At 68.9% G+C, this 26,165-nt stretch carries 24 protein-coding genes; 6 read left to right on the forward strand and 18 right to left on the reverse strand.

Going from position 1 to position 26,165, the window contains the following annotated elements; genetic code table 11:
• Positions 1-52 precede the first annotated feature (52 nt).
• The 3 genes from AC5IG3_RS17800 to AC5IG3_RS17810 are packed head-to-tail and all read right to left on the reverse strand — an operon-like array spanning position 53 to position 3,190.
• On the reverse strand, positions 53-1,249 hold the full coding sequence (locus AC5IG3_RS17800; RefSeq protein WP_491907636.1) for an MFS transporter: 1,197 nt from the start codon (positions 1,247-1,249) through the stop codon (positions 53-55).
• Positions 1,250-1,280: 31 nt separating this feature from the next.
• Entirely contained in the window at positions 1,281-2,387 is a 1,107-nt protein-coding gene (locus AC5IG3_RS17805) for a Gfo/Idh/MocA family protein (RefSeq protein ID WP_491907637.1), read from the reverse strand.
• Positions 2,387-3,190 (reverse strand): ThuA domain-containing protein, encoded by an 804-nt coding sequence (locus AC5IG3_RS17810; protein WP_491907638.1) that lies wholly within the window; start codon positions 3,188-3,190, stop codon positions 2,387-2,389. The genes AC5IG3_RS17805 and AC5IG3_RS17810 overlap by 1 nt, the downstream gene beginning before the upstream one ends.
• A 90-nt stretch (positions 3,191-3,280) precedes the next feature.
• On the opposite strand from AC5IG3_RS17810, the gene AC5IG3_RS17815 reads away from it, so the two are divergent.
• Entirely contained in the window at positions 3,281-4,276 is a 996-nt protein-coding gene (locus AC5IG3_RS17815) for a helix-turn-helix transcriptional regulator (RefSeq protein WP_491907639.1), read from the forward strand.
• 129 nt (positions 4,277-4,405) lie between these two features.
• Complete coding sequence (locus tag AC5IG3_RS17820) at positions 4,406-5,278, forward strand: transglutaminase-like domain-containing protein (protein WP_491907640.1); 873 nt, start codon at positions 4,406-4,408, stop codon at positions 5,276-5,278.
• A 31-nt stretch (positions 5,279-5,309) separates the two neighbouring features.
• Here the strand turns inward: AC5IG3_RS17820 and cho are convergent, their stop codons facing one another.
• The 5 genes from cho to nhaR form a co-directional block, all read right to left on the reverse strand.
• A complete protein-coding gene (gene cho, locus AC5IG3_RS17825) occupies positions 5,310-6,176 on the reverse strand; it encodes an excinuclease Cho (protein WP_491907641.1) in 867 nt (288 codons plus the stop codon).
• Positions 6,177-6,189: 13 nt separating this feature from the next.
• Positions 6,190-7,209, reverse strand: a complete 1,020-nt coding sequence (locus AC5IG3_RS17830; protein ID WP_491907642.1) for an alpha/beta hydrolase family protein — start codon at positions 7,207-7,209, stop codon at positions 6,190-6,192.
• Positions 7,206-10,310 (reverse strand): efflux RND transporter permease subunit, encoded by a 3,105-nt coding sequence (locus AC5IG3_RS17835; RefSeq protein WP_491907643.1) that lies wholly within the window; start codon positions 10,308-10,310, stop codon positions 7,206-7,208. The genes AC5IG3_RS17830 and AC5IG3_RS17835 overlap by 4 nt, the downstream gene beginning before the upstream one ends.
• Positions 10,307-11,416 carry an efflux RND transporter periplasmic adaptor subunit gene (locus AC5IG3_RS17840; RefSeq protein WP_491907644.1) on the reverse strand — a complete coding sequence of 370 codons (1,110 nt, stop codon included), beginning with the start codon at positions 11,414-11,416 and terminating at the stop codon, positions 10,307-10,309. Before AC5IG3_RS17840 ends, AC5IG3_RS17835 begins: the two co-directional genes overlap by 4 nt.
• Positions 11,417-11,520: 104 nt before the next feature.
• Complete coding sequence (nhaR, locus tag AC5IG3_RS17845) at positions 11,521-12,426, reverse strand: transcriptional activator NhaR (RefSeq protein WP_491907645.1); 906 nt, start codon at positions 12,424-12,426, stop codon at positions 11,521-11,523.
• A 150-nt stretch (positions 12,427-12,576) separates the two neighbouring features.
• On the opposite strand from nhaR, the gene AC5IG3_RS17850 reads away from it, so the two are divergent.
• Complete coding sequence (locus AC5IG3_RS17850) at positions 12,577-13,299, forward strand: TerC family protein (protein WP_491907749.1); 723 nt, start codon at positions 12,577-12,579, stop codon at positions 13,297-13,299.
• A gap of 72 nt (positions 13,300-13,371) precedes the next feature.
• A complete protein-coding gene (locus AC5IG3_RS17855; protein ID WP_491907646.1) occupies positions 13,372-14,073 on the forward strand; it encodes a Bax inhibitor-1/YccA family protein in 702 nt (233 codons plus the stop codon).
• 75 nt (positions 14,074-14,148) lie between these two features.
• Here AC5IG3_RS17855 and AC5IG3_RS17860 read toward each other — a convergent pair whose 3' ends face one another.
• The gene (locus tag AC5IG3_RS17860) at positions 14,149-14,640 is read right to left on the reverse strand and encodes an SRPBCC family protein (RefSeq protein ID WP_491907647.1); all 492 of its coding nucleotides are present in this window, start codon (positions 14,638-14,640) and stop codon (positions 14,149-14,151) included.
• Positions 14,641-14,704: 64 nt separating this feature from the next.
• On the opposite strand from AC5IG3_RS17860, the gene AC5IG3_RS17865 reads away from it, so the two are divergent.
• Together AC5IG3_RS17865 and AC5IG3_RS17870 are read left to right on the forward strand one after the other, a co-directional pair.
• Complete coding sequence (locus AC5IG3_RS17865) at positions 14,705-15,109, forward strand: hypothetical protein (protein WP_491907648.1); 405 nt, start codon at positions 14,705-14,707, stop codon at positions 15,107-15,109.
• A gap of 14 nt (positions 15,110-15,123) precedes the next feature.
• Complete coding sequence (locus AC5IG3_RS17870) at positions 15,124-16,194, forward strand: NAD(P)H-dependent flavin oxidoreductase (RefSeq protein WP_491907649.1); 1,071 nt, start codon at positions 15,124-15,126, stop codon at positions 16,192-16,194.
• A 26-nt stretch (positions 16,195-16,220) separates the two neighbouring features.
• Here the strand turns inward: AC5IG3_RS17870 and AC5IG3_RS17875 are convergent, their stop codons facing one another.
• The 9 genes from AC5IG3_RS17875 to AC5IG3_RS17915 form a co-directional block, all read right to left on the reverse strand.
• Entirely contained in the window at positions 16,221-17,198 is a 978-nt protein-coding gene (locus tag AC5IG3_RS17875) for a Bug family tripartite tricarboxylate transporter substrate binding protein (protein ID WP_491907650.1), read from the reverse strand.
• 73 nt (positions 17,199-17,271) lie between these two features.
• Complete coding sequence (maiA, locus tag AC5IG3_RS17880) at positions 17,272-17,913, reverse strand: maleylacetoacetate isomerase (RefSeq protein WP_491907651.1); 642 nt, start codon at positions 17,911-17,913, stop codon at positions 17,272-17,274.
• A 24-nt stretch (positions 17,914-17,937) separates the two neighbouring features.
• Positions 17,938-19,344: an MFS transporter gene (locus AC5IG3_RS17885; RefSeq protein WP_491907652.1), complete on the reverse strand. Its 1,407-nt coding sequence runs from the start codon at positions 19,342-19,344 to the stop codon at positions 17,938-17,940.
• 3 nt (positions 19,345-19,347) lie between these two features.
• Positions 19,348-20,049 (reverse strand): fumarylacetoacetate hydrolase family protein, encoded by a 702-nt coding sequence (locus AC5IG3_RS17890; RefSeq protein WP_491907653.1) that lies wholly within the window; start codon positions 20,047-20,049, stop codon positions 19,348-19,350.
• Positions 20,050-20,091: 42 nt separating this feature from the next.
• Entirely contained in the window at positions 20,092-21,147 is a 1,056-nt protein-coding gene (locus tag AC5IG3_RS17895) for a cupin domain-containing protein (protein WP_491907654.1), read from the reverse strand.
• 44 nt (positions 21,148-21,191) lie between these two features.
• Entirely contained in the window at positions 21,192-22,391 is a 1,200-nt protein-coding gene (locus tag AC5IG3_RS17900) for a 3-hydroxybenzoate 6-monooxygenase (RefSeq protein WP_491907655.1), read from the reverse strand.
• Positions 22,392-22,540: 149 nt separating this feature from the next.
• Entirely contained in the window at positions 22,541-23,236 is a 696-nt protein-coding gene (lolD, locus tag AC5IG3_RS17905; RefSeq protein WP_491907656.1) for a lipoprotein-releasing ABC transporter ATP-binding protein LolD, read from the reverse strand.
• Positions 23,229-24,494 (reverse strand): lipoprotein-releasing ABC transporter permease subunit, encoded by a 1,266-nt coding sequence (locus AC5IG3_RS17910; RefSeq protein ID WP_491907750.1) that lies wholly within the window; start codon positions 24,492-24,494, stop codon positions 23,229-23,231. Before AC5IG3_RS17910 ends, lolD begins: the two co-directional genes overlap by 8 nt.
• 52 nt (positions 24,495-24,546) lie before the next feature.
• A complete protein-coding gene (locus AC5IG3_RS17915) occupies positions 24,547-26,073 on the reverse strand; it encodes a methyl-accepting chemotaxis protein (RefSeq protein ID WP_491907657.1) in 1,527 nt (508 codons plus the stop codon).
• Positions 26,074-26,165 lie beyond the last annotated feature (92 nt).

Here is a 26,165-nt window from a genome sequence, read left to right on the forward strand (position 1 = left end):
CCATTAGAGTAGTTTAAGCATCTCTTCGCCCACTTGCAACAAAGGTTTACATCTAAGCCACCCGACGTGCGCCAACCGCCAGCAAAGCCGATGCAATGACCACCACCGTCAACGCCGACGTAAGTGATGCGGCATGGGCGATGGCGCCAATCAACGGTGGGCCGACCAGGAAGCCGCTGTAACCAATCGACGACACCGCCGCGATCGCCGCTGCGCTGCTGCTGCCCGGTACGCGGCTGGCCGCGGTGAACAGCAGCGGCACGATGGGCGCCAGGCCGATGCCGACCAGCGCATAGCCGATCAGCGACACCACAGGATCACCGCTGAGCAGCACCGCCGCCATCGCCACCGCAGCCAGTGTGGCGCTGCCGCGCAGCATCACGCCATCGGCAAAGCGCGAGCGCAGCGAATCGCCGGCAAAGCGCGCCACCGCCATCGCGCCAGCGAAGGCGGCGTAGCCCAGTGCGGCCACATCCTGGCTCATGCCGACTTCCTGCTTCAGGTAGAGCACGCACCAGTCGTACATCACGCCCTCGGCAGTCATGCCGGCGAAGATCAGCAGGCCGATCAGCAGCAGCAGGCCACGCGGCCAGACGAAATGGGCCTGGCCTTCCCTGGCGTCGGACGCCGGGTGTGCATCGAGCATGCCGCGCTGAGCGAGCAGCAGCACAGTGGCCACCACGCCCCCCACCACCAGCAGCTGCAGCGCAGGCGCCCACTGCTGATTCAGCATGCCCGCGGCCGCCAAGGCGCCCGACATGGCGCCCACGCTGAACATGCCGTGCAGATTGCCCATGATGGCGCGGCCCGAGAGCCGCTCCAGCGCCGTGCCTTCGGCGTTGAGGGTGACATCGTGGACGCTCATCGTCATGCCGAAAAAGAAGTTCGCCACCAGCAACCACGCCACCGACGGCCAACGCAAGGCCACCGCCAGCGCCACGGCCATCACCAGTCCGGTGAGCAGCGCGGCCCGGCGCGTGCCCAGCCGGCCGATCACCCGGCCCGCAAAGAACAGCGAGGTGACGGCGCCCAGCGCGGCGGCAAACAGCACCATCGCCAACTCGCCTTCGTTGAGCGCGTACGTCGCCTTCAGTGAAGGAATGTGCGCGCCCCAGATGCCCCCCATCACGCCCAGGCTGGCGAACAACGTGCGGGTGGCCCAGCGGGCGCGACGCAGCGCAGCCGGGTCGGACGGCGCGGCATCCAGGTCGGCCGCAGGGCCGGGAACTTCGAGATCGGCAAGACTCATGGGCAGCTCAGCAGGTCACAGGGTCAAGAGATCAAAGTTGCACCGGCGCACCGGTGGCAGCACTGGCGTAGATGGCGTCGAGGATCTCCATCACGATCAGCCCCTCCTCGCCGGTGGCGGGGTGCGGCTGGCCGGTCAGGATGACCTCCGCGTAGTCGAACATGGCCGACTGCGCCGTGCCGGTGGGCGCGCGCAGGGCGATGTCGACCGGCGCGTCGTTCAGCTCGGTGAACACCTGGGCCTCGAACTGGTAGCCCTCATCGACGTTGCGCTGCAGCAGGCCGGCCTGGGTGCCCAGCAGGCGGGTTTCCATCAGCTCGGCCTGCTGGATGTTGGCGGCCCAGCTGGCTTCGAGCACCAGCGTGGCGCCGTTGGCGAACTTGATCAGGCCGCAGGCCAGGTCCTCGACGTCGAAATGCTTGCCCGCCTTGTCGGCCGCGGCGCGGGCGATCGGGTCGTAGGTGCTGCCCAGCACCCAGGTCGGCTTGGGATAGCCCATCAGCCACAGCGCCAGGTCCAGGCGGTGCACGCCCAGGTCGATCAGCGGGCCGCCGCCAGCCAGCGCCTTGTTGCCGAACCAGCCGCCGAAGCCCGGCATGCCGCGCCGACGGTGCCAGACGCTGCGGCCGAAGTAGAAGTCACCGAACATGCCGGAGTCGACCTGCTTCTTCAGCTCGCGCGAGGCGGCGCTGAAGCGGTAGCTGAAGTTGATCATCAACCGCTTGCCGGCGGCCTGAGCCGCGGCCAGCATCTCGCGCGCCTCGGCCGCGTTCATCGCCATCGGCTTTTCGCACAGCACGTGGCAGCCGGCCGCCAGCGCGGCCAGCGTCAGGTCGTGGTGGAACTTATTTGGAGTGCAGACGCTGACCACGTCCAAACCACCCGCGTCCAGCATCGCCTGTGCGTCGGTGTAGCGGGCGGCAATGTCGAACTGCTCGCCGACCGTGGCCAGCCGGGCCGCGTCGGCGTCGGCAATCGCCACCACCTCCACGCCCGGGTGCTGGCGCCAGCCTTCGATGTGCATGCGGCCGATGCCCAGGCCGATTACGCCGACGCGCAGCTTGCCAGTCGACGCTGCTGCGCCTGACGCCGCCAGCGCTGCGGCTTGTGCTTGGTAATCGTTGGAAGCGGCCGCCATCAGATGTCCTCTTTGGTCTGCAGTACGCCGGCCTTCGCAAACGTCATGTCCTTCTTGGACAGCGTCTCCAGCGGCGGCGACATCGGGCAGACGTCAACGATCTGCACCCGCGGATTGGCCCACTGCACCGCGTTGGCCAGCACGCGCTGCACGTTCTTGTCGTAGTAGGTCGGGTAGGCCTCGTGGCCGGGGCGGAAGTAGAAGATGCGGCCGTGGCCGCGCTGCCAGCACAGGCCGGAGCGGAAGACCTCGCCGCCCTCGAACCAGCTGATGAACACCGTCTCGTCGGGCTGCGGCACGTCGAAGCGCTCGCCGTACATCTCCTCGTAGGGCAGCTCGAAGTATTCGCCCAGGCCAGCGGCGATCGGGTGCGAGGGCTCGATCACCCAGATGCGTTCCTTCTCGTCGGCCTCGCGCCACTTCAGCGAGCAATTCGTGCCCAGCATGCGGCGGAAGATCTTCGAGAAATGCCCCGAGTGCAGCACGATCAGGCCCATGCCTTCGAGCACGCGCTTCTGGACCCGGTCGACGATCGCGTCGGCCACCTTGCCGTGCGCCTTGTGGCCCCACCAGATCAGCACGTCGCAGCCGGCCAGGCGCTCCTCGGAAAGGCCGTGCTCGGGCTCGGCCAACGTGGCGGTGCTGACTTCCAGCGGCAGCGCGCCGAGGTTGAGGCCGGGCGTGTCGCGCAGCGCAGCGGCGATGACGGCGTGCATGCCGTCGGGGTAGATCGCGGCGATGGCCGGGTTCTGCAGTTCGTGCTCGAATTCGTTCCAGACGATGACAGAAATCTTGGTCTTCATGACAATCAGGGGTGGGGTGACAAGAGCCGTCAGCTTAGGGGAAAACCCCCCTGGAGCCCAAGTTCAACCGCTGCCAGAAAACTGCGAACAATGTCAAAAATCCTGGATGCCCGATCCGATTGCCCTGCGCCCCGTGCAGACGCGATCGAGCGCAGTCCGGCGCTCACTGCCGCGCTGGCGCAGCAGTTGCGCGCCCACCTGCAGGCCTTTGCCGACGGGCTGGGCCGCGACGGCTGGCCGCTGCACCGGCCCGCGCCAGCAGGCGTGTCGCGGGGCGAGGGGCACTTTCACCTCGCGCCTGAGCTGTTCCTGCAGATTTCGGGCTGGACGCGTTTCCGACTGCCCGAGGGCGACGTGCACCTCGGCCCCGGCGAGGCGCTGCTGATGCCAGCGCGCCTGCTGCACCACGAAAGCGTGGGCGCCGGGGCCGGCGGCGCGCCGTTCTGCAATCTGGTCATCTACGCCGACGGTCAGGTGCTCAGCTGCCACCTGGCGCATGAACACGCGCCGGGGCAGCCGGGCATCGAGCATCTGGAGTCGCGCCAGCACCCGCAGGCCGCGCGCATCCTGAGCTGGCTGGGCGACGCGGCATTGGCGGACGTCGAAGCCGTCGACACGACCCCCGCCGCACTGCAGGCCCGCGCGCTGGTGCTGGCCGCCGTGGCCGGGGTCCAGCGCGCCCTGGACGACGCCACCACCGCGCAAACCCGCCCCGAGCCGCCACTGCTGGCCCGGCTGCGGGTGCTGATCCAGAACCAGCTGGGCGACCAGGCCTTGAGCGTGCGCCGGCTGGCCGAGCAATCGGGCTGCAGCGCCGACTACCTCTCGCACCGCTTCCGCCAGGCCAGCGGCGAGCATCTGGTCAGTCACATCACCCGCCAGCGCATGGCGCGCGCGGCACATTTGTTGACCGAAAGCGACATGGCCGGCAAGGAGATTGCATGGGCCTGTGGTTTCGCCACACAAAGCTATTTCATTCGCACGTTTCGGGAGCACTTCGGGACCACGCCCAAGGCCTGGCGCTCGGGACACCCTGACAATGTGCGAGACCCGTCGGGCGCCCTCAATGGCAGTTTGCCGACCTGAACCCGCAAGACGACACGACCCACCGACCAAGATGCCCTACTCCACTGCCTCGAACCGCACCCCACCGCCGCCCGCCCACCGCGCAGGTTTTCTGCCCACCCCCACCGCTACTGCTACCGAGGATTCGTCATGGTCCGCATGAAGTTTTCGGTGGAATTGAACTACCAGGTGATGGGGCCGGACGCCGACTTCATCTTCAACATCCAGGCCGCGCACACCCGCCACCAGCTGGTGCTGAGTGAAAAGCTCGAACTCAGCCGCGCCGTGCAGCCGCAGGGCCACACCGACGCCATCACCCACGCCCGCTACCTGCGCCTGAAGGCCTTCACCGGCCCGCTGCGGGTGGCCTACGGCGCCACGGTCGACATTGCGCACCACCGCATGGCACCGCAGCAGATCAGCGAGATGCCCGTGGTCGGCCTGCCCGCGCACGTGCTGCCCTATCTGTACCCGAGCCGCTACTGCGAGTCCGACCGGCTGCACACCTTCGCGGTGCAGGAGTTCGGCAAGCTCTGGCAGGGCTACAGCCGCGTCATGGCGATCCGCGACTGGGTCAACCGGCACGTGGCGTTCGAGTCCAACACCTCCACCAGCATCACCTCGGCCTGCGACACGCTCGCCAGCCGCAAGGGCGTGTGCCGCGACTTCGCCCACCTGATGATCGCGCTGTGCCGGGCGGTCAACATTCCGGCCCGCTTTGCCACCGGCTTCGATTTCGGCGCCGACCCGGCCCTCGGCCCGCCCGACTTCCACGCCTACGTGGAGGCCTATCTGGGCAACCGCTGGTACATGTTCGATCCGTCGGGCACCGCCATTCCGATGGGCTTCGTGCGGCTCGACACCGGGCGCGATGCGGCCGACGCTGCCTTCGCCACCATCTTCGGCACCGTGCAATCGGCCCCGCCGGTGATCCACATCGAAGCGCTGCCCAACGACCAGGGCGTGCTGATTCCGCCGCACCACTGCGTCGAAGCGCTGTCGACCGACGGCGGCGAGGCCTGATCGGCCGCCAGTTCAACCGCCACGGCGGCGCTCAGAGCGCCATGATCTCCGCCGTGCCGCTCAGCAGCGGCCGGCACAGGATCTTGTAGCCGTCGGCGTCGAAGCCGGCGGCCACCTCGTCGAGTGCGGCCGCCTGCGCCTCCTCGGTCACGCTGCCCAGGTAGCACCAGTTGCGGATGACGTGGATCTGGCGCAGCGCCTCGTGCTGCTCCACCAGACCGATCGCGCCCGGGTAGGGCCAGCAGGCCAAGCGCAGGCCTTCGAGCCGGGTGAAGAGCCGCTGGCGGTGCGACGCCGCGCTCTCATGGCCGCAACAGACGCCCGCGCACTGCTTCAGCTGCGCCCGGAAACAGGCCCGCCCGGCGGGGAGCTTTTCCAGGCCGAGGGCGCCCAGGCACAACCGCTCTTCATCGGCGATCAGGCGCAGCGCGTCGAGCGCGGCGTGGCGGCTGACGTAGAGGCCGTAGAGGTGCGGCTCGGTGGCGAAGTTGATGTCGGTGGAATGCACCACTTCGGGGCGGACAGCCTCATCACTGCGCAGCCGCAGCGAGCACAGCTGGCGGTTGCGGCGCAGTTTCTGGTTGAAGACGGGCTGCTGCTGCTTGATCAGCTGCGCCTCCAAGAGCAGCGCGCCGATCTCGCCCGCCGTGCGGATGTGGCTGATGCGGCGCGTCTGGCGCAGCATGCGCGCCTCGTCGGCATTGCGCAGGTGCGACAGCACGCGGCTGCGCAGGTTGACGCTCTTGCCAATGTAGAGCGGCAGGTCGCCCTCCTCGCCATGAAAGACGTAGACGCCCGGCGCCGACGGCAGGTCTTCAATCAGCGGCAGCAGGTGCGCCGGGTAGTCGAAGTGGCGCTCCTGCTCGAACTCGGGCCGGCGACGGCGGGGCAGGTGCATGACAGACGCAACGTCAGGCCGAGGTGGCCACGCTGCGCAGGTCGAAGCGCGACAGCAGCCCGGCGTGTCGCGCCCGCCACGGCGCCAATTCGGCCTCGGTCAGGCCACCGGACTGGAACAGGCTGTCGACAAAGCCCCGCACCAGTTCCTGTGTGGCCTGCTTGATGCGCGCGTTCAACTCCGCCCCGCCCGGCGTGGTGCGGTCGGTGAAGATGTTGTGCGGCCCGCCCTGGAACACCGCCAGCGCCTTGCGCGGGCTGCCAATGGCCTCGAACACCGCCAGCCGGTCGCTGGCCGGGCTGCCGTAGCCGGGAATGGTGATGATGTCCTCGGTGGTGGTGATGTGCAGCGACGGCAGCTGCACCGGCCGCAGCACCGCCGCCAGGTCCGGCTCGCCGTAGAACGGCGGCGACGACAGCAGCAGCACGCCCTTCAGGCGCTCCTCGCGCAACGCCAGCGCCTGGCCCTGGCGCAGCACGCGCGCACCGGCGGCCAGCATCATGGTGTTGGCGCCGTAGGAATGGCCGGCGCCGGCGATGCGGTTTGCATCGAAGCGCTCGCCCAGCTTCGGGTCGGCCAGCAGGCGGTCGAGCGCAAAGCGCAGGTCCTGCACCCGCGCCAGCGCCTCGGCCTCGCGCGCGGCGGCCTGCAGGCGGAACACCAGCGTCAGCGGGTTGCCGGCCCACAGGTCGCGGTCGCTGCCCACGTGCTGCAGATGCAGGCTGGCCACGCCGTGCTCGGCCATGTGCCGGCCCAGGTAGCTGTAGCCGCGCCGCGAGCCGCCGATGCCGTGCGAGAACACCAGCAGCGGCCCGGCGCGTTCCTGCGAGGCGTGCGGCAGGTACAGGCGCGAAGGCACGGCGCGGTCGCGGGTGGCGTCGACCCAGTCCAGATCGAGCGTGGCGAACGGCGGCGTCTCGGCCGCCAGCGCCGCCAGCGCCGGCAGGCCCAGCACCGCCAGAGCCGCACCCGCCCCCAGGCCGAACAGCGCCCGGCGCGACAGCGGCGCAGCAGGCCCATCAAGATGACTCATGGGGACACTCCTTGATTCGAGGCCGCTGCGGCCGGCGTGCCACGCAGCCGCCGCACGCCGCGCAGCGTCAGCTGCACCGCATCATCGACATAGGTGAACACCACTGGAATGACCAGCAGGCTCAGGAAGGTGGATGTGATCAGCCCGCCGATCACCGCCACCGCCATCGGCGCGCGGAAGCTCGGGTCGGCGCCCAGGCCCAAGGCAATCGGCATCATGCCGGCGCCCATCGCGATGGTGGTCATCACGATCGGGCGGGCGCGCTTGTGGCAGGCGTCGATCAGCGCGTCGAAGCGGCCCATGCCGGCGTGACGGGCGATGATGGCGTAGTCGACCAGCAGGATCGAGTTCTTGGTCGCGATGCCCATCAGCATGATCAGGCCGATCAGGCTGGGCATCGAGAACGCGCTCTTGGTCAGCAGCAGCGCCACGAATGCGCCGCCCAGGCTCAGCGGCAGTGCCGCCAGGATCGTCACCGGCTGCATGAAGCCCTTGAACAGCAGCACCAGCACGATGTAGATGCACAGCACGCCCGTGAGCATCGCCAGGCCGAAGCTGGCGAAGAGTTCGGCCATCACCTCGGCGTCGCCCAGCGTGGTCTGGCGCACGCCAGCGGGCAACTGCTGCAGGCTGGGCAGCTGGGCCACGGCGGCGGCCACGTCGCCCAGCGGCTGGTTGTTCAACTCGACCTCGAAGTTGATGTTGCGCTGGCGGTCATAGCGGTCGATCTGCGCCGGGCCGCTCTCGAGCCCGAGCGTGGCGATGTTGGCCAGCATCACCGGGCCGCCCTTGCCGGGCACGCCCAGCTGGCCAAGCAGCGCCGCGTCCTGACGCGCCGCATCCGGCAGGCGCACGACGATCGGCACCTGGCGCTGCGCCAGGTTGAGCTTGGGCAGGCCGCTGTCGTAGTCGCCCCGGGTGGCAATGCGCAGCGTATCGGACATGGCTGCCGACGTGACGCCGGCGTCCGCCGCCCGGGCGAAGTCGGGCCGCACCACCAGCTCCGGCCGCACCAGGCTGGCGGTGGAGGCAATGTTGCCGAGATTGGGCAGACTGCGCAGGTCGCGCTCGACCGCGCGGGCCGCCTCCAGCAGCGCCACGCCGTCGTCACCTGAGAGCACCAGCACGTACTTCTCGCCCGAGCCGCCCAGGCCGACGCTGACCCGCGCACCCGGCAGCTGCTGCATGGCGTCGCGCAACTCGCCTTCGATCACCTGCTTGCGCACGCCGGGCCGGTCGGCACGGGCAGTGAGCGTGAGCGTCAGCGAGGCCTTGCGCACTTCCGCCGCGCCACCCGCCGCAAATGGATCGCCGCCCGACGAACCGCCGCCGATGGCGGTGTAGACCTGCTTGACGTGCGGGTTGGCGCTGACGATGGCGCGCGCCTGCTCGGCCGCCGCAAAGGTGTCCTTGAAGGTGCTGCCCGGCGGCAGCTCGATGCTGACCTGACTCTGGCCGAAGTCGTCCGCCGGAATGAAGCCGGTGGGCAGCAGCGGCACCAGCGAGATCGAGCCGACGAAGAACAGCCCCGCGCCGATGGCCGTCACCAGCCGGTGCCGCACGCACCACGCCGCCGCGCGCAGGTAGTGGCGCATGACGAAGCCGTCGCGCTCGTCATGGCCGGCGACGATGGGCTTGAGCAGGTAGGCCGCCATCATCGGCGTCAGCACCCGCGCGACCACCAGCGAGGCGAACACGGCCAGCGCCGCCGTCCAGCCGAACTGCTTGAAGAACTTGCCCGGAATGCCGGCCATGAAGGCGGTCGGCAGGAACACCGCGATCAGCGTGAAGGTGGTGGCGATCACGGCCAGGCCGATCTCGTCGGCCGCCTCCATCGCCGCCTGGTAGGGGCTCTTGCCCATCTTCAGGTGGCGCACGATGTTCTCGATCTCGACGATCGCGTCGTCGACCAGGATGCCCACCACCAGCGACAAGCTCAGCAGCGTCACCACGTTGATGCTGAAGCCCAGCCACCACATGCCGATGAAGGCCGGGATCACCGACAGCGGCAGCGCGGTGGCGGCCACCAGCGTGGCGCGCCAGTCGCGCAGGAAAAACCACACCACGATCACGGCCAGGATGGCGCCCTCGTAGAGCAGCGCCAGCGAGCCGTCGTAGTTCTCGACCACCGGGTCGACCAGGTTGAAAGCCTGCTTGAACTCGACGTCCGGATGCGCCGTGCGCAGCTCGGCCAGCACGCGCTGCACGCCCTGCTCGACCTCGACCTCGCTCGCGCCCCGGCTGCGCGTGATCTCGAAACCCACCACCGGCGCGCCGTTGAGCAGCGCGGCGCTACGGCGTTCGGCCACGGTGTCGACCACGCGGGCGACCTGCGCCAGCCGGATGCGGCGGCCGTCGGACAGCGGGATGTCGAGCTGCGCCAGCTCCTCGGCCGACTTGACCGTGGCGATGGTCCGCACCGTCTGCTCGGCGCCGCCCAGGTCGGCACGGCCGCCGGACGACTCCTGCTGCACAGCACGCAACTGGCGCGACACGTCGGCGGCGGTGGCGCCCAGCGCCAGCAGGCGAGCGGGGTCCAACTCCACCCGCACCTCGCGCGTGACGCCGCCCACCCGGGCGACCGAACCGACGCCGTTGATGCTCAGCAGCGCCTTGGTGACGTCGTTGTCGACGAACCAGCTCAAGGCTTCGTCATCGAGGCGCGGCGTGGCCACGGTGTAGGTCAGGATCGGCGCGCCAGACAAGTTGAGCTTGCTGATGGTCGGGTCGCGCAGGTCGCCGGGCAGGTCGGCACGCACGCGGTTGACGGCGTCGCGCACGTCATCGACCGCTTCCTGGGTCGATTTCTCCAGGCGGAACTCGGCCGTGATGGTGGCCGAGCCATCCTGGATCTTGGTATAGATGTGCTTCAGGCCCTGCAGCGTGGCCAGCGAGTTCTCGATCTTGCGCGCGACCTCGGTCTCCAGTTGCGCCGGCGAGGCGCCCGGCAGCGAGGCGCTGACGGTGACGGTGGGCAACTCCAGATCCGGAAAGTTCTGGATCTTCATCGCCTTGAAGCTCATCAGCCCGGCCAGCGTGAGCAGGACGAACAGCATGATGGCCGGAATCGGGTTCCGGATGGACCAGGCAGAGACGTTCATGGCGCCACCACCTTGACCGTGTCGCCATCGCTCAGGAAGGCCGCGCCGCGCGCCACCACGCGGGCGTCGGCGGCCAGGCCTTCGACAGCGATGCGCTCGCCGTCGCGCGACAGCACCCGGACCTTGGCCTGGCTGACGCGCGAATCGGCGCCCACCCGCATCACCACGCTGAAGCCGTCGCGCAGCAGCACGGCCGAGGCCGGCAGCGTGAGCGCCGGGCGGGCCTCGAAGCTGAACTCGCCGCGCGCGAACATGCCGGCGCGGGCATCGCTGTCAGGCGCGGGCTGCAGGTCGACGTAGACCAGGCCGTTGCGGGTCTGCGCGTCCACCGTGGGCGCAATCTTGCGCACCGTGCCCGGCACGCTGCGGCCCGACGGCGTGACCAGCGTGGTGCGCTGGCCAGGCTTGATGCGCGCGAGATCGGCCGACGGCACCTCGGCGCGCCACTCCAGACGGCCGCCACGAATCAGCCGGAACAGCTCCTGCCCGGCGCCGACCACCGCGCCGACCGTGGCGCTGCGGGCGCTGATCAGGCCATCGTCGGGCGCCAGCACCTGGGTCTTGACCAGGCGCAGCTGCTGCACGTCGAGCGAAGCCTTCTGCGCCGCGACGCGGGCGCGGGCGGTCTGCTCGGCCGTCAGCGCCTGCTGGACCTGCTGGGCGCTCATGGCGCCGCTGTCGCGCAGGGCCCGGGCGCGGTCGGCGTTGGCAGCGGCTTCGACCAGATTGGCTTCGGCCTCGGCCTGCGCCGCCTGCAACTGCGCCAGCTCGGCACGCAGCGTTTCGCCGGCAAAGGTGGCCAGCACCTGGCCGCGCCGCACGCGCTCGCCCACCTCGACGCGCACCTCGGCCAGGCGCAGGCCGCTGGCCTCGGAACCGACGCTGGCCTCCTGCCAGGCCGCGATGTTGCCGTTGGCCGCCAGCAGCGCCGGCACGCTGGCCGAACTCGGCGTGACCACCGTGACGGTCAATGCCGCCTTGGCCGGCGCAGAAGCTGCCTGCGCCTGAACCACTGGCGCGGCCAGTGTCAGCACGGCCATCAGCACCAGGGCCGCCCCGACAACCGGGCGCAATGAAGAAGGAGTGCAGGTCATGTTCTTGGGCATGGGGTGAGCGATGAGGAATCGGGGGCCCGCGCGACGCAACGGGGCGGGCGGCGCTGCGCAGTCTATCCAGAATCAATCCCGCGCGAGAGCCGCCGGGACCGGACTCACGCCGGCAACAGGGCCTGACGCGCCGCCTGGGTCACGGCCACCACGCAAGGATGGGTGATGCGCCGCTCGACCGAGATGGCGTAGAAGGCCTCGACCAGCTCCTCGGTGCGGCCCAGCACCTGCACGCCGTACTGCGCGCAGGTCTCGGCCTCCAGCACGGTGGGGGTCATGAAGACGCCGCGGCCCTCGGCGCCAAAGGCCTTCATCAACGCGGCGTCGTCGAATTCACCAATCGGCTGCGGATGCAGCTGATGCCGCGTCAGCCAGGCCTCCAGCCGCTGCCGCATAGCCGACGCCGCCCCCTGCAGCAGCATCGGCGCGCCATCCAGGCAGCCGGGAAAGCCCCCCGGCAGCGATTGCTTGAGCGCAGCGGTGGCAAAAAAGCTCATCGCCGTCGTGCCCAGCGGGTGGTTGAAGGCCTTGACGCTGAGCTGGCGGCCCATCGGCTCGTCGGCGATCACCAGATCGAGCCGCTGCACCGAGAGCTGGCCGAGCAGATCGCGGAACTCGCCCTCATGGCAAATCAGCCGCACGCCGCCGGGCAGGTCGAGCGCCGGCTCCAGCAGCCGGTAGGCCATCGCCTTGGGCACCGAGTCGGCAATGCCGACGCGGAAATCGACCGACCGCACGGCGCCTGACGGCCGCACCTCAGCCTCCAGCTCGGCGCCCAGCGCAAAGATCTGGTCGGCGTAGACCAGCGCGGCGCGGCCTGCTTCGGTCAGCTCCAGACGCCGGCCCGTTTTGCGGAACAGCGCGCAACCCAGCTGCACCTCCAGCAGCTTGATCTGGCCCGAGAGCGTCTGCGGCGTGGTGTGCAGTTGCTCGGCCGCGCGCATCACGCCGCCGGCACGGGCGGTGGCCCAGAAGTAGTGAAGATGCTTGAAATTGAGTCGGGAGTTCATCGTCGGCGCCACTATGCGGTTTTCTCGAATATTTTCTTCCTGATTTTCGAATTTACGCGAAGTATTGAAAGCCCTTAAAGTCCGCGACAACTACAACCGGAACACACCGTGGAATTTCTCTTCGACCCCAACCTCTGGATCGCCTTCGCGATGCTCACCGCCCTGGAAATCGTCCTGGGTGTGGACAACATCATCTTCATCTCCATCCTGGTGGGGCGCCTGCCGGCTGCACAGCGTGACATGGCCCGCCGCATGGGCCTGGGCTTCGCCATGTTCAGCCGCCTGGCGCTGCTGTTCTCGCTGAGCTGGGTCATGAGCCTGACCACCGACCTGTTCAACGTGATGGGCCAGGGCATCAGCGGGCGTGATCTGGTGCTGCTGCTGGGCGGCCTGTTCCTGCTCTACAAGGCCTCGCACGAGATCTTCGTGGAAGTCGAGGCCCGCGAGGAAGCAGGCCCCCCTGCCGCACACACCGGCTCGCCGGCTGACGCCAAGGCTGCGGCTGCGGCCGGCCAGAAGGTGTTCTGGGGCACGGTGGCCCAGATCGGCGTGATCGACATCGTGTTCTCGCTGGACTCGGTCATCACCGCCGTGGGCATGGTCGACCAGATCGGCGTCATGGTGGCGGCCGTCATTACCTCGGTGGGCGTGATGTTGTTTGCCGCCAAGTCGATCGGCGATTTCGTCGACGCGCACCCGTCGGTCAAGGTGCTGGCGCTGGCATTCCTGGTGATGGTCGGCATGGCGCTGACGGCCGAAGCCTTCGACGTGCATGTGCCCAAGGGCTACATCTACGCCGCGATGGCGTTCTCGCTGGCGGTGGAGTCGCTCAACATCCGCGCCCGCGGCAAGCGCCTGAAAGCCGCAGCCTGACGCGGACACTGGTTTCATTCACACTCCAGTCCATTCATTTCGTTCCGCCACCCATCCCTGCAGGAGACTTCCATGAACCGTGCTTACTCTGCCCTGTCCAGCGTCACCGACGTCTACGGCTCCACCACTGCTGCCGAGCGCAACCGCGTGCTGCGCAACACCTACTGGCTGCTGGCCCTGTCGATGGTGCCGACCGTGCTGGGCGCCTGGCTGGGCATCAGCACCGGGCTGAGCCGGGCCATGTCGCCCATGGTCGGCCTGGTCGTCTTCATGGCGGGGGCGTTCGGTTTCATGTTCGCGATCGAGAAAACCAAAAACAGCGCAGCCGGCGTGCCGGTGCTGCTGGCCTTCACCTTCTTCATGGGCCTGATGCTGTCGCGCCTGGTCGGCAGCGTGCTGGGCCTGGCCAACGGCGCCAGCCTGGTGATGACGGCGTTTGCCGGCACCGGCGGCATCTTCCTGGGCATGGCGGCGCTGTCTTCGGTCATCAAGCGCGACCTGTCGGGCATGGGCAAGTTCCTGTTCATCGGCATGCTGCTGATGCTGGTGGCGGGCATTGCCAACATCTTCATCCAGTCGAGCGCGCTGATGATCACGCTGTCGGTGCTGGCCATCGGCGTGTTCTCGGCCTTCATCCTGCATGACCTCAAGCGCGTGAAGGACGGCGAAGAGACCAACTACATCACCGCCACGCTGGGCGTCTACCTGAGCCTGTTCAGCGTGTTCCAGAACCTGCTGGCGCTGCTGGGCATCTTCGGCGGCCGCGACGAGTAATCGCACCGGGGCCGCCACACACGGCCTTGATCACAAACGCTGCGGGCGGCAGGAAGCAATTCCTGCCGCCCGCGGTCACGTGGCAGCAACGGCCTTCATGTGCGCCACCAGTTGGTCCAGCGCCGCGCCCCAGCCCTGCTCGAAGCCCATCGCCTCATGCTGCTGGCGGCTGGCCTCGTCGCGGTGCAGGGCGATCGCGGTGTAACGCGTGCCGGCACCTTCGGGCTGCAGGTCGATGAGTCCGGTCATGAACGGTTTTTCCGACGGCCGCCAGCCCGGCTGCATCGCGTCGGTCCAGACCAGCCTGCGCCCGGGCACCACCTCCAGGAAGCAGCCGACGTTGGGAAAGTCCTCCCCGTTCGGCCCATGCATGCGCGTGTAGAAGCGGCCACCCGGGCGCAGGTCGATCTCGCAATCCGACACCGTCCATGGCCGGGGCGTGAACCAGTGCGGCAGGTGCTGCGGATCTGTCCACGCCGCCCACATCTGGGCAGGGGTCAGATCCACGAAGCGCTCCAGGCGCAGATCCAGTTGCGGGTTGAAGTCGGGTAAGGCGGTGGCTGGCATCTCGGAGCCTTTCAAGATCGACAAAAGGGGCCATCAGCATAGCCAAGCCGCCAGAATCTGCCCCATGCCCACCGACACCCTGCTGCTGGCCGACAGCGAAATCGCCCGCCTGACGCCCGACGGCGCCGACCTGCAACTGCGCTTTTCAGCGGCCTGCGTCCGACGCCAGACGGATGAGCAGGGCGCAGCGCCCCTGGAAGGCTATGCCCGCAGCCTGGTGCTGCACCTGACCGGCGTGGCGCCTGCGACAGATCCCGGTGCACTGACCGACGCCTTCGGTCGCCTGCGCGACGGGCGCCTGCAGCGCACCGGGCGCTGGCAAGGCGACATCCCGCTGCCCGCCGTCCTGATGGGTCCGCTGACGCTGGAGTTGCAGTTCGCCAACGGCACAACGCTCAGCCTGGACGCACACGCGCTGCGCAGCGAGGCGCCCGCGCCGCTGCCCTTCACCGAATCGCTGGCCTGCTGAAAATCGACCGCACGATGGACACCCGCTGGACCCTCACTCCCCTGCCCCTGCTGCAGGCACCCATGGCCGGCTCGCAAGGCCACGCGCTGGCGGCAGCCGTCTGCAGCGCAGGCGGGCTGGGCGCCTTGCCCGCCGCCATGCTCACGCCCCAAGGCCTGCATGACGAGCTGATCGCGCTGCAGACGCGTCTGGCCGCGCTGGGCTGCGCCGGGGCGCCGTACAACGTCAACTTCTTCTGCCACCGCCCGCCCGAGCCCGACGCAGCACACGAAGCCCGCTGGCGCGCCGCACTGGCGCCGTACTACGCCGAACTCGGCCTGGACCTGGCTTGCATTCCCGCCAGCCCTGGCCGCGCGCCCTTCAGCGCCGCCCTGGCCGAGGTGCTGGAGCGCTTTCGCCCCGCCGTCGTCAGCTTCCACTTCGGCCTGCCCGCGCCCGCATTGCTGGCGCGCGTCAAGGCGCTGGGCGCGATGGTGCTGTCCAGCGCCACCACGGTGGCCGAGGCCTGCTGGCTGCAGGCACATGGCGCAGATGCCGTCATCGCCCAGGGGCTGGAGGCCGGCGGACACCGGGGGCTGTTCCTGAGCGATGACCTGCACAGCCAGCAGGGCACCTTCGCGCTGCTGCCACAGGTCGTGGCGGCCGTACAGATTCCGGTGATCGCCGCTGGCGGTGTGGCCGATGCAGCCGGCGTCGCAGCCGCCCGCACGCTGGGCGCGGCGGCAGTACAGATCGGCAGCGCCTACCTGCTGTGCCCGGAGGCCACCACCAGCGCCGTGCACCGCGCCGCCCTCGCCGCAGCCCAGGCCGATGGCGCACTCACCGCCCTCACCCGCCTCTTCAGCGGCCGCCCGGCGCGCGGGCTGGTCAACCGGCTGATGCGCGAACTGGGCCCGCTCAACCCGGTCGCCCCAGCGTTCCCGGGGGCCAGCGCCGCGCTGGCACCGCTGCGCGCGGCGGCCGAGGCGCAGGGCCGGAGCGACTTTTCACCGCTGTGGGCGGGGCAGAACCTGAGCGGCTGCCGGGCGGTGCCGGCGGCAGACGTGACGCGGGCGCTGCTGCCGCACAGGTCGGGACTTGACTGAAGCAGGCGGCACGCGCCGCCCCGGCCTCAATCCAGGCTGATGTTGGCCTTCTTCACCAACTGCTCGTAGAGCTTGTATTTTTCTTCCGCGCCGCGCGTGATGTCGGCCGGCGACCAACCGATCGGCTCGAACGCGAAGGTGTCGAAGCGGGCCTTGACCTCGGGGTCGGCCACCACCTTGAGCATGTCGGCGTTGATCTTGTCGCGCACGGCGGTCGGCAGGCCCTTGGGGGCCATCAGCACGACGAAGGCGTTGACATCCATGTCCTTGGGGCCGCCGGCTTCGGCCACCGTCGGCACGTCAGGCAGTTGCGACAGACGCTTGCCCGAGGCGACGGCGATGTAGCGCAGCTTGCCCGCCTTGTAGACGCCCGCGCTGGACGGCAGCGTGCCCAGGCTCCACTGCACATCACTCGCCGCGACCGAGGTGAACAGCTGGCTGACCTCGCGGTAGGGGATGTGCTGCATCTGGATGCCGGTGCGCAACTCCAGCAATTCGGCGCCCAGGTGGCCCGGGCTGCCCACGCCCCACGAGCCGTAGGTGACCTTGCCCGGCGCAGCCTTGGCGGCGTTGACGATGTCGGCCACAGTCTTGAACGGCGAGTTGGTCGCCACGGCAAACAGGAAGGTGGTGCGGAAGATCGAGGCCACCGGCTCGAACTGCTTGACCGTGTCCGCGCCGCGCTGCTTGTAGAGGTGGGGCACGGCGCCGAGGTGGTCGCTGTCGAGTTGCAGCAGGGTGTAGCCATCGGGTGCGGCACGCTTGGCCGAATCCATGGCGATGAAGCCGCCGCCGCCGGGCTTGTTCTCGACCATCACGCGCTGGTTCCACAACTTGCCGAGCTTCTCGGCCACCACGCGCAGCGTCGCGTCCGGGCCGCTGCCGGGGGCGAAGGCGGTGATCAGCGTCACCGGCTTGTTCGGGAAATCGGTCTGGGCCTGCACGGCCAGCGGGGCGAGGGTGGTGCCAAGCAGCAGCGTGGCGAGAAAGGTCTTGCGGTTCATCGTGTTGTCTCCGGGGAAAAATTCTTGTGGTTGAAGAAACAGGGGACGGGCCGGATGGCCCGAGGTGCCATGCTCAGCCCGCGTCCGGCTGCAGCGCCGGTGCTGCACGCTTGAAGGCATCCAGTTGAGCACAGGTCGCGTCGATGGCAGCGATGCGCGGCCAGCGCGTCAGGTCGACCTTGAAACGGCGGGCGCTTTCCACCTGCGGGATCAGGTAGACGTCGGCCAGCGTGGGCGCATCGCCGAAGCAGAACGCGCCACGTTTCGTATCGGCGGCCAGCAGGGCTTCGATGGCGTCGAAGCCGTCGCCGATCCAGGTGGCGCACCAGGCGTTGATCGCGGCTTCATCGGCGCCGAAGGTCTTGCGCAGCGCCTCCAGGATGCGGCGGTTGTTGATCGGGTGGATGTCGCAGCCGACGATCGCCGCCAGCGCCCGCACCCGCGCCCGGTCTTCCGGTAGGGCCGGCAGCAGCGCGGGCGTGGGGTAGCGCTCTTCCAGCCACTCGATCAGGGCAGGCGACTGGGTCAGCAGCGCGCCCTCGTCGGTCTCGATCACCGGCACGAAGCCCTGCGGGTTGATGGCCTTGAAGGCGGCGCCCAGGTGCTGCTCGGTGCGCAGATCGATGGCCATGTGCTCGGGCGCCAGCCCCTTGAGGTTGAGCGCGATGCGCAGCCGGTGCGAGGTGCCGCTGCGGAAGAAGGTGTAGAGCTTCAAAGATGGACCTCTGTCGTCTAGGTATCAATGGGACGGCGCCACCGGGGCCACCGGAACCAGATCCGGCTGGGGACTTTGCCCCATGGCGCGCAATTCGGCGCTGGCACGGGTCATCGGCACCAGCAGCGTCAGCAGGATGCCGACGACGCCGATGCCCGCCAGCACGTAGAAGATCGAGTCGAGCGCGAAGTTGGCGCCGATCAGCACACTGCCCAGCATCGGCCCGCCGATGCCGCCCAGGCGCCCGAAGCCGGCGCACCAGGCCACGCCGGCCGCGCGCACGTTGGTGCGGTAGTAGTTGGCGACGAAGCCGTAGATCAACGTTTGCGTGCCGCTGGTGCCCAGGCCGACCACCGCGACGATCGCCAGCAGTGCGGCGAGCGGGAAGCCCATCGTCAGCAGCACCAGCGCCGCCGCGCCGATCGCGAAGCAGGTGGCCACCACCGGCTTGGGGCCGAAGCGGTCCGCCGCCCGCGACGCCGCCAGCGCCCCCAGCAGCGAGCCGCCGTTGAGCACCAGCAGGAAGGACAGCGAGCCCTTCGCGTTGAAGCCGGCGCGCAGCATCAGCTCGGGCAGCCAGGTGTTGAGCGAATACACCAGCATCAGGCCGGTGGCGCTCATCAGGCCGAGCACGATCGTCGGCAGCAGATAGAGCGAGCCGAACAGCCCGGCAAAACCGGCCTTGCCACCCGCGTCGGCCACAGGAGCCCGGACCGGACGCGCCGACGCGGCAGACATGGCTGGCGCAACCGCCGGCAACGGTACGCCGGTGCGCTCGGACAGCGCGCGGGCCTCGTCCATCCGCCCGCGTGCGGCCAGCCAGGCCACCGACTCGGGCATCCTGAAATACGCCAGCGGCAGCAGCGTGACCAGCGGCAGCGCGCCGATCCAGAACATGCCGCGCCAGCCGATGTCCTGCATGAACAGAATGGCGACCAGCGCCGACAGCAGACTGCCGAGCGGGATGCCGCCGTTGCTGATGGCGTTGCAGAGGTTCTTCTTGCCCTTGGGTGCGTATTCGGCCACCAGCGCCGCAGTGGTGGCCACCAGCGAGCCGATGCCCAGGCCGGTGAAGAAGCGCATCCAGCCGAACATCGCCACCGTGGTGGTCAGCGCGGTCAGCGCCATGCCGACCGAGAACCAGGCGTAGGAAAACAGCATCACCTTGCGGCGGCCAAGGAGGTCGCCCACCGTGCCGGCCAGCAGCGCCCCCACCAGCACGCCAACCAGCGCGTAGCTGCCCAGCAGGCCGGCGATGGCCGGCGTCACGGTGCCGATCTGCGAGGGGTCACGCAGGAAGGTCGAGACCACCGCGCCGTAGACCACCAGGTCGTAGCCATCGAAGATCAGGCCGACCGTGGCGAGCGAGATCACCCACACCACGGTCCGCATGCGCCGCGCGTCGAGCGCGGCATCGTGCGAGGTGCTCATGGCTTATTCGGCCGCGCCAACGTTGAGTGCGATCTCGCCCACACCGGCCACATGGCCGGTGATGCGGTCGCCCGGCAGCACAGCGCCCACACCTTCAGGCGTGCCGGTGTAGATCAGGTCGCCGGGTTGCAGGTGATAGAACAGGCTCAGGTCGGCAATGATTTCGCGGATGTTCCAGATCAGCTTGTTGACGTCGGAGTGCTGCTTGGTGACGCCGTTGACGGCCAGTGCGATCTCGCCCTGCTCGATCACCACGCCCGGCATCGGCACCACTTCGCTGCAGACCGACGACTGCTCGACGTCCTTGCCCAGCGTCCACGGCCGGCCCTTGTCGCGGGCGACCAGCTGCAGGTCGCGGCGCGTCATGTCCAGGCCGGTGGCGTAGCCGTAGATGACCTCATGCGCATCTTCGGCCTTGACGCGGAAACCCGCCTTGCCGATGGCGACGACCAGCTCCATCTCGAAGTGGTAGTTCTGGGTCTCGGGCGGGTAGGCCGTGGTGGCGCCCGACTCGACCAGCGTCTGCGGCGCCTTGGTGAAGTAGAACGGCCGCTCGACCGACTTGTCGACCGGCTTGCCCATCTCGACCGCATGCGCGTGGTAGTTGCGGCCCACGAAGAACAGGCGGTTGATGGGCAGGCGCTCTTCCTGGCCGCGCACGGGCAGGGACTGAACGGCGGGCGGGTTCCAGAGGTAGGTGGTCATGGGTGAGTTCTCTTGAGTCAATGAATGGGGTCGGCGGCTCGTTCAACGCACTTCGTAGACGCCCAGCTTGCGGTGCAGCGGGCTCTCGTCGGCGATGAACAGGAAGGCAGGCTCGGTGGCTGAGCCATTGCTCAGCGTGATGGGTGTGTAGCCGGGGGCGCAGCAGGTGTCGGCGCCCGCCAGGTCGAAGCGCGTGTCGTCGATCGTGGCGCGGGCCGCGCCCTCGATGACGTGGAACACCGACGCCGGCGAGCGCGCCGGCAGCGCCAGCGTCTGGCCCGGGCGCAGCATCAGGGCGTAGAAGCCGAGCACGTTCTCGGCATCCTCACCGGTCTCAGGGTTGATGTAGGTAATCTGCACCGCGTCCAGACCGGGCTGGTCAGCCGCCAGCGACAGCAGCGCGGCGCGGGCGTCGACCCAGGGGTAGCGCAGCATCGGGTAGCGCTTGCCCCTGCCCTCCAATGCACGGCCGAAGATCGGCGTGGGCACCAGGCCGGCGCGTTGATACGACTGGTCGCCCCGGCCAGGCTTGACGTCCTGCCGGCCGCCGTTCAAGTGGTAGCTCGCTTCCATGTAGAACATCAGCGGCAGGTCGAGCACGTCGAGCCATATGACCGGCTCAGTGCCGTCGTGGCCGTGCTCGTGCCACAGGCCGGTGGGCGTCAGGATCAGGTCGCCGCGCGACATGGGGCAGCGCTCGCCATCGACGTTGGTCCAGGCGCCCTCGCCCTCGACCACCATGCGCACTGCGTTGGGCGTGTGGCGGTGCGACGGCGCCCACTCGCCCGGCAGCAGCAGCTGCATGCCGAGGTAGATCGCCGCGCTGGCCTGCATCTTCTCCAGCGTGTGGCCGGGATTCGCCAGCACCAGCACGCGGCGTTCGGCCTTCTCGATCGGCGTCAGCTCGCCGGCGCGCAGCAGCAGCGGCTTGATGTCGGCATAGGCCCAGTGCGTCGGCCGGGTCTGGCGCGTCGGCAGCTTGGGCGGCAGCACGCCGCGCAGGCTGGGCCACAGCGGCACCAGGTTCTGGTCGCGCAGGGCTTGCACGTAATCGGCGGGCAGGTCGGCCAGCGTGCCGAGGGGGGCGTCGTCATTCATGGGAAGGCCTCATTCAGTGTTCGGTGAATCGCGGTCAGGGGCGGTCAGGCCGCCAGGCACTTCGCGGCGGTCCAGCCGTAGAGCCATTCCATCGCGTCATAGAAACGCTCCGGCGTGCGGCCGCGCCACAGGTCGTTGCGCACCAGGCGCTCGACGCCCTTGGCGTGGAAGATGCGGCCCATCTCGCGCGCCGACAGCACGATGCGCGCGGTGCGGGCGATGCGCGAGCGCTGGTACAGCTCAAAGGCCTTGGCGAAGTCGTTGTCGTGTACCCGCAGCGCCTCGCCCAGCGTCACCGCGTCTTCCAGCGCCATGCACGCGCCCTGCGCCAGGTACTGCAGCGTGGCGTGGGCCGAATCGCCCAGCAGCGTAACGTTGCCGAACGTCCATTGGTCGATCGGCTCGCGGTCGGCGGTGGCCCAACGCTTCCAGTCCTTGGGCAGGTCGATCAGCTGACGCGCCCGCGGGCTGATGCCCTGGAAGTAGCTCTGCACTTCTTCCTTGCTGCCCTCGCGCACGCTCCACTCTTCCTTGTCGCGGCTGTGGAAGGTGACGACGACGTTGTACTGCTCGCCGCCGCGCAGCGGGTAGTGCACCAGGTGGCAGTTCGGGCCGACCCAGATGCTGGCGGCGTTCCAGCGCAGGTCTTCGGGGAAATCGGCCTTGTCGACCACGGCGCGGTAGACCACATGGCCAGAAACGCGGGCCTCATCGCCCACGAACTGCCGGCGCACAGCCGACTTGACGCCGTCGGCGCCGATCAGCGCCACGCCGCGGTGCGCGGTGCCGTGCTGGTCGAAGACCGTCACGCCCTGCGCGTCCTGCTCGACGCGCTGCACCGCGGTGGCGGTGCAGACCTCGATGCGGTCGGACGCCTGCGCCGCCTGCAGCAGCGTGCCGTGCACGTCAGCGCGGTGGATCACGGCGTAGGGGTTGCCGAAGCGGGCCAGGAAGGCCTCGCCGGTCGGGATCTTGCCGACCTGGTATTCATCAAGCGCGTCGTGCATCACCATGAAGTCGGTGTAGACCGCCTTGGCGCGCGCCTGCGGGCCGACGCCCAGCGCGTCGAACGCATTGAAGGCATTGGGCCCAAGCTGGATGCCCGCGCCGATCTCGCCCAGCTGCGGCGCCTGCTCCAGCACCTTGACGGCCAGGCCGCGACGCGTCAGCGCCAGCGCGGCAGCCAGACCGCCGATGCCACCACCGGCCACAAGCACGGTCTGCGGGGAAGTCGATGTGTTCATTCAATACCTCGGCGGGTCGGGTTCGGAAGGTCAGTGACAGGAGCGCAGCCAGATCAGTTCGTATGAATACATATGATGTGTATGCTGATGATTAGTTTAAAGAAAAAGGTTCCCCCTCATCCATCAGGGTGAACCCTAGGAAAACGCGATCAGACGATGGCGCCGCGATCGAGCCGCAGCGTGCGGTCGCAGCGCGCGGCCAGCAGCGGGTCGTGCGTGACCAGCACGAAGGCGGTGCCGCGCTGGCGGGCCAGGCCGACCAGCAGGTCGAACACCGTGCTGGCGGTTTCGCGGTCGAGGTTGCCGGTCGGCTCGTCGGCCAGCACGCAGGCCGGGCGGGCGACCAGCGCGCGGGCGATGGCCACGCGCTGGCGCTCGCCGCCAGACAACTCGGACGGGCGATGCTGCACGCGGTCCTTCAGGCCCACCGCCGTCAGCAACTCCAGCGCCGCCGCACGCGCTGCCGCCTGCGGCTCGCGCCGGATCAGCAGCGGCATGGCGACGTTGTCCAGCGCCGTGAACTCAGGCAGCAGGTGGTGGAACTGGTAGATGAAGCCCAGGTGCTGGTTGCGCCAGCGGCCCAGTTCAGCCGCGCTGAAGCTGGCCAGGCGCCGGCCCATCAGCTCGACCGAGCCACTGCTGGGCGCATCCAGCCCGCCCAGCAGGTGCAGCAGCGTGCTTTTGCCCGAGCCGGACGAGCCGACCACCGCCACGACCTCGCCCCGGCGGATGTCCAGGTCGACGCCGCGCAGCACGGTCACGTCCGGGCCGCCTGCGCCGCCCTCGTGGTAGCGCCGCACCAGCGCGGTGGCGCGCAGCACCGGGTTTGTCGTGGTGTCACTCATAGCGCAGCGCCTCGGCCGGGTTGACGCGGCTGGCGCGCCAGCTCGGATACAGCGTGGCCAGGAAAGCCAGCACCAGCGAGGTGATGACGATCGGCATGATGTCGCTGCTTTGCGGATCGCTCGGCATGCGGCTGATCAGGTAGACGTTGCTGGGGAGGAAGGTGGTGTTGAACGCCCGCTCGATGGCCGGCACGATCACGTCGATGTTGAACGACACCAGCAGCCCCAGCGCCAGGCCGCTGAAGGTGCCGATCACGCCCGAGGCGGCGCCCTGCACCATGAAGATCGCCATGACCGAGCGCGGGCTGGCGCCCAGCGTGCGCAGGATGGCGATGTCGGCGCGCTTGTCGGTCACGGTCATCACCAGCGTGCTGACCAGGTTGAAGGCCGCGACCGCGACGATCAGCGTCAGGATCAGGCCCATCATGCGTTTCTCGATCTGCACCGCGTCGAACCAGGTGGCGTTGGTGCGGGTCCAGTCGCGCACGACCACGCCCTGCCCCAGCTGGGTCGACAGTTCGGCCGACACCTCGCGCGCCTGGTGGAAATCCTTCAGCCGCAGCTGCACGCCCTGCGGGCCGCCGGTGCGGAACAGCCGCGCGGCGTCGTCGATGTGCATCAGCGCCATGCCGCTGTCGTATTCGTAGTGGCCGGCGTTGAAGGTGCCCACCACCGTGACCTGTTTCAGGCGCGGCACGATGCCGGCCGGCGTGGTCTGCCCACTGGGCGTGACCAGCGTGATGCTGTCGCCCACCCGCACGCCCAGACTGCTGGCGAGTTGCGCGCCCAGCACCACGCCCCAGCTGCCGGGCGTCAGGCGCGACAGCACGGCGTCGGGGCCGCTGGTGAGTTGCGCGCCCAGCGGCGTCACGCCGGCTTCCTCGGCCGGGTCGATGCCGCGCACCATCACGCCGCGCATGTCGTCGCCGCGCGCGATCAACGCCTGCGCGGTCACGAACGGCGCGGCAGCGGCCACCTGCGGGTTGCGCAGCGTGGCAGCGGCCAGCTGACGCCAGTCGCCCAGCGCGTCGCCGCCGTTGCCGAAGACCTCGACGTGCGCGATCACGCTCAGCATGCGGTCGCGCACCTCTTTCTGGAAGCCGTTCATCACGCTCAGCACGATGATGAGCGCCGCCACACCGAGCGCGATGCCCAGCATCGACACGCCAGAAATGAAGGAGATGAAACCGTTGCGCCGCCCGCTGCGCCCGGCTCGGGTGTAGCGCCAGCCAATGCGCAGCTCGAAAGGCCAATTCAGTGAGGACATAGGAGCGGCATGCTAACCGAGGGGCCTGCCGGCCCCGGCCACGTCAGGCCAGCCGGAACACCGCCACCGCCTGCACCAGTTGCGCGGCCTGGCCGCGCAGGCTTTCGGCCGCGGCGGTCGCCTGCTCGACCAGCGCGGCGTTCTGCTGGGTGGCCTGGTCCATGTGCGACACCGCCGTGCTGACGTGGCCGATGTTCTCGCTCTGTTCCTGGCTGGCCGCGCTGATCTCGGACACGATGTCGGTGACGCGGCGGATGCCCGCCACCACGCTGTCCATGGTCTGGCCGGCCTGATCGACCAGCGCCGTGCCTTGCTCGACCTGTTCGGTGCTGGCGGAAATCAGCGCCTTGATTTCACGCGCCGCCTCGGCGCTGCGCTGCGCCAGTTGGCGCACCTCGCCCGCCACCACCGCAAAGCCGCGGCCTTGCTCACCGGCACGGGCAGCTTCCACGGCGGCGTTCAGCGCCAGGATGTTGGTCTGGAAGGCAATGCCGTCGATCACGCCGATGATCTCGGCAATCTTGTGGCTGCTGTCCTGGATGCCGCGCATGGTCTGCACGACCTGGCCCACCGCCACCCCGCCTTGCGCGGCCACGGCGCTGGCACTTTGCGCCAGGCGGTTGGCCTCCTGGGCGCTCGCGGCGTTGTGGCGCACGGTGGCGCTGAGCTCTTCCATCGACGCGGCGGTCTGCTCCAGCCCGCTGGCCTGTTCCTCGGTGCGCACGCTCAGATCCTGGTTGCCGGTGGCGATCTGATCCGACGCCACGGCAATGCCCTGGGCCGACTCGCGCACCTTGGACACCAGGGTCGACAACCCCGCGCTCATGCCCTGCAGCGACGTCATGAGCTGGCCGATCTCGTCGCGCCGCGTGGTGTGGATCGGCGTGTCCAGGTGGCCGGCGGCCACCGCTTCGGCCACTTCCACCGCGTTCGCCAGAGGCCGCGTCAGCGACTGGCTGATCACCCAGCCCAGCCCCAGCGCAAACAGGATCGCCAGGCCGCTCACCAGCATCAGGATGTGGCGATCTGCCGTGTAATCGGCAGACGCCTGCGCGATGCGCACATGTCCGATCTCCTTGTCATGCTTGACAAACGCATCGGTGGCCTGGACGAGCGCGGCCAGCAGGGGCCGGCATTCGTCGTTCATCTTCTGGACGGCCGCCTCTCGGTCGCCCTGGGTCGCCATCTCCACGATGTTCAGCGCCAGCGGCCCGTAGCGGGCCTCGATGGCATCGATGCGCACGAGCAACTCACGCGCCTGGGCATCCTGAGTGGTGTCGGACATCAGCAGTTGCTTGAGCTGCCCCAGCACCCGGCCCATGTCGGCGTGGGCCTGGCGGACGTCGGCCAGTTCATGCTCACGCTCTGCCGCAGACCGGATCAGCACCAAATTCCGCGCAGCAATCGCACGCCGCCCAGCCGCGTTCTGGACCTCGGACGCCAGCTGCTCCATCTGGGCAATGCCTGAAAGGTAATCCCTGAACCGCTCATCGGCGCGCCCCAATGAATGGATGGCGAAGACCACCACACCGAACACGACAGCCGCCATGGTGGCGAAAGCGATGAGCAATCGGGCTCTGATTCTTATGTTCATCATCATGAATTTCATTCCCTGTCCAACGAACGCCGGCCACCGATTTTTTGCAGCGCAGCACCAAAAGC

Source organism: Leptothrix sp. (in: b-proteobacteria) (assembly GCF_965250675.1).
Lineage (GTDB): Bacteria > Pseudomonadota > Gammaproteobacteria > Burkholderiales > Burkholderiaceae_C > Sphaerotilus.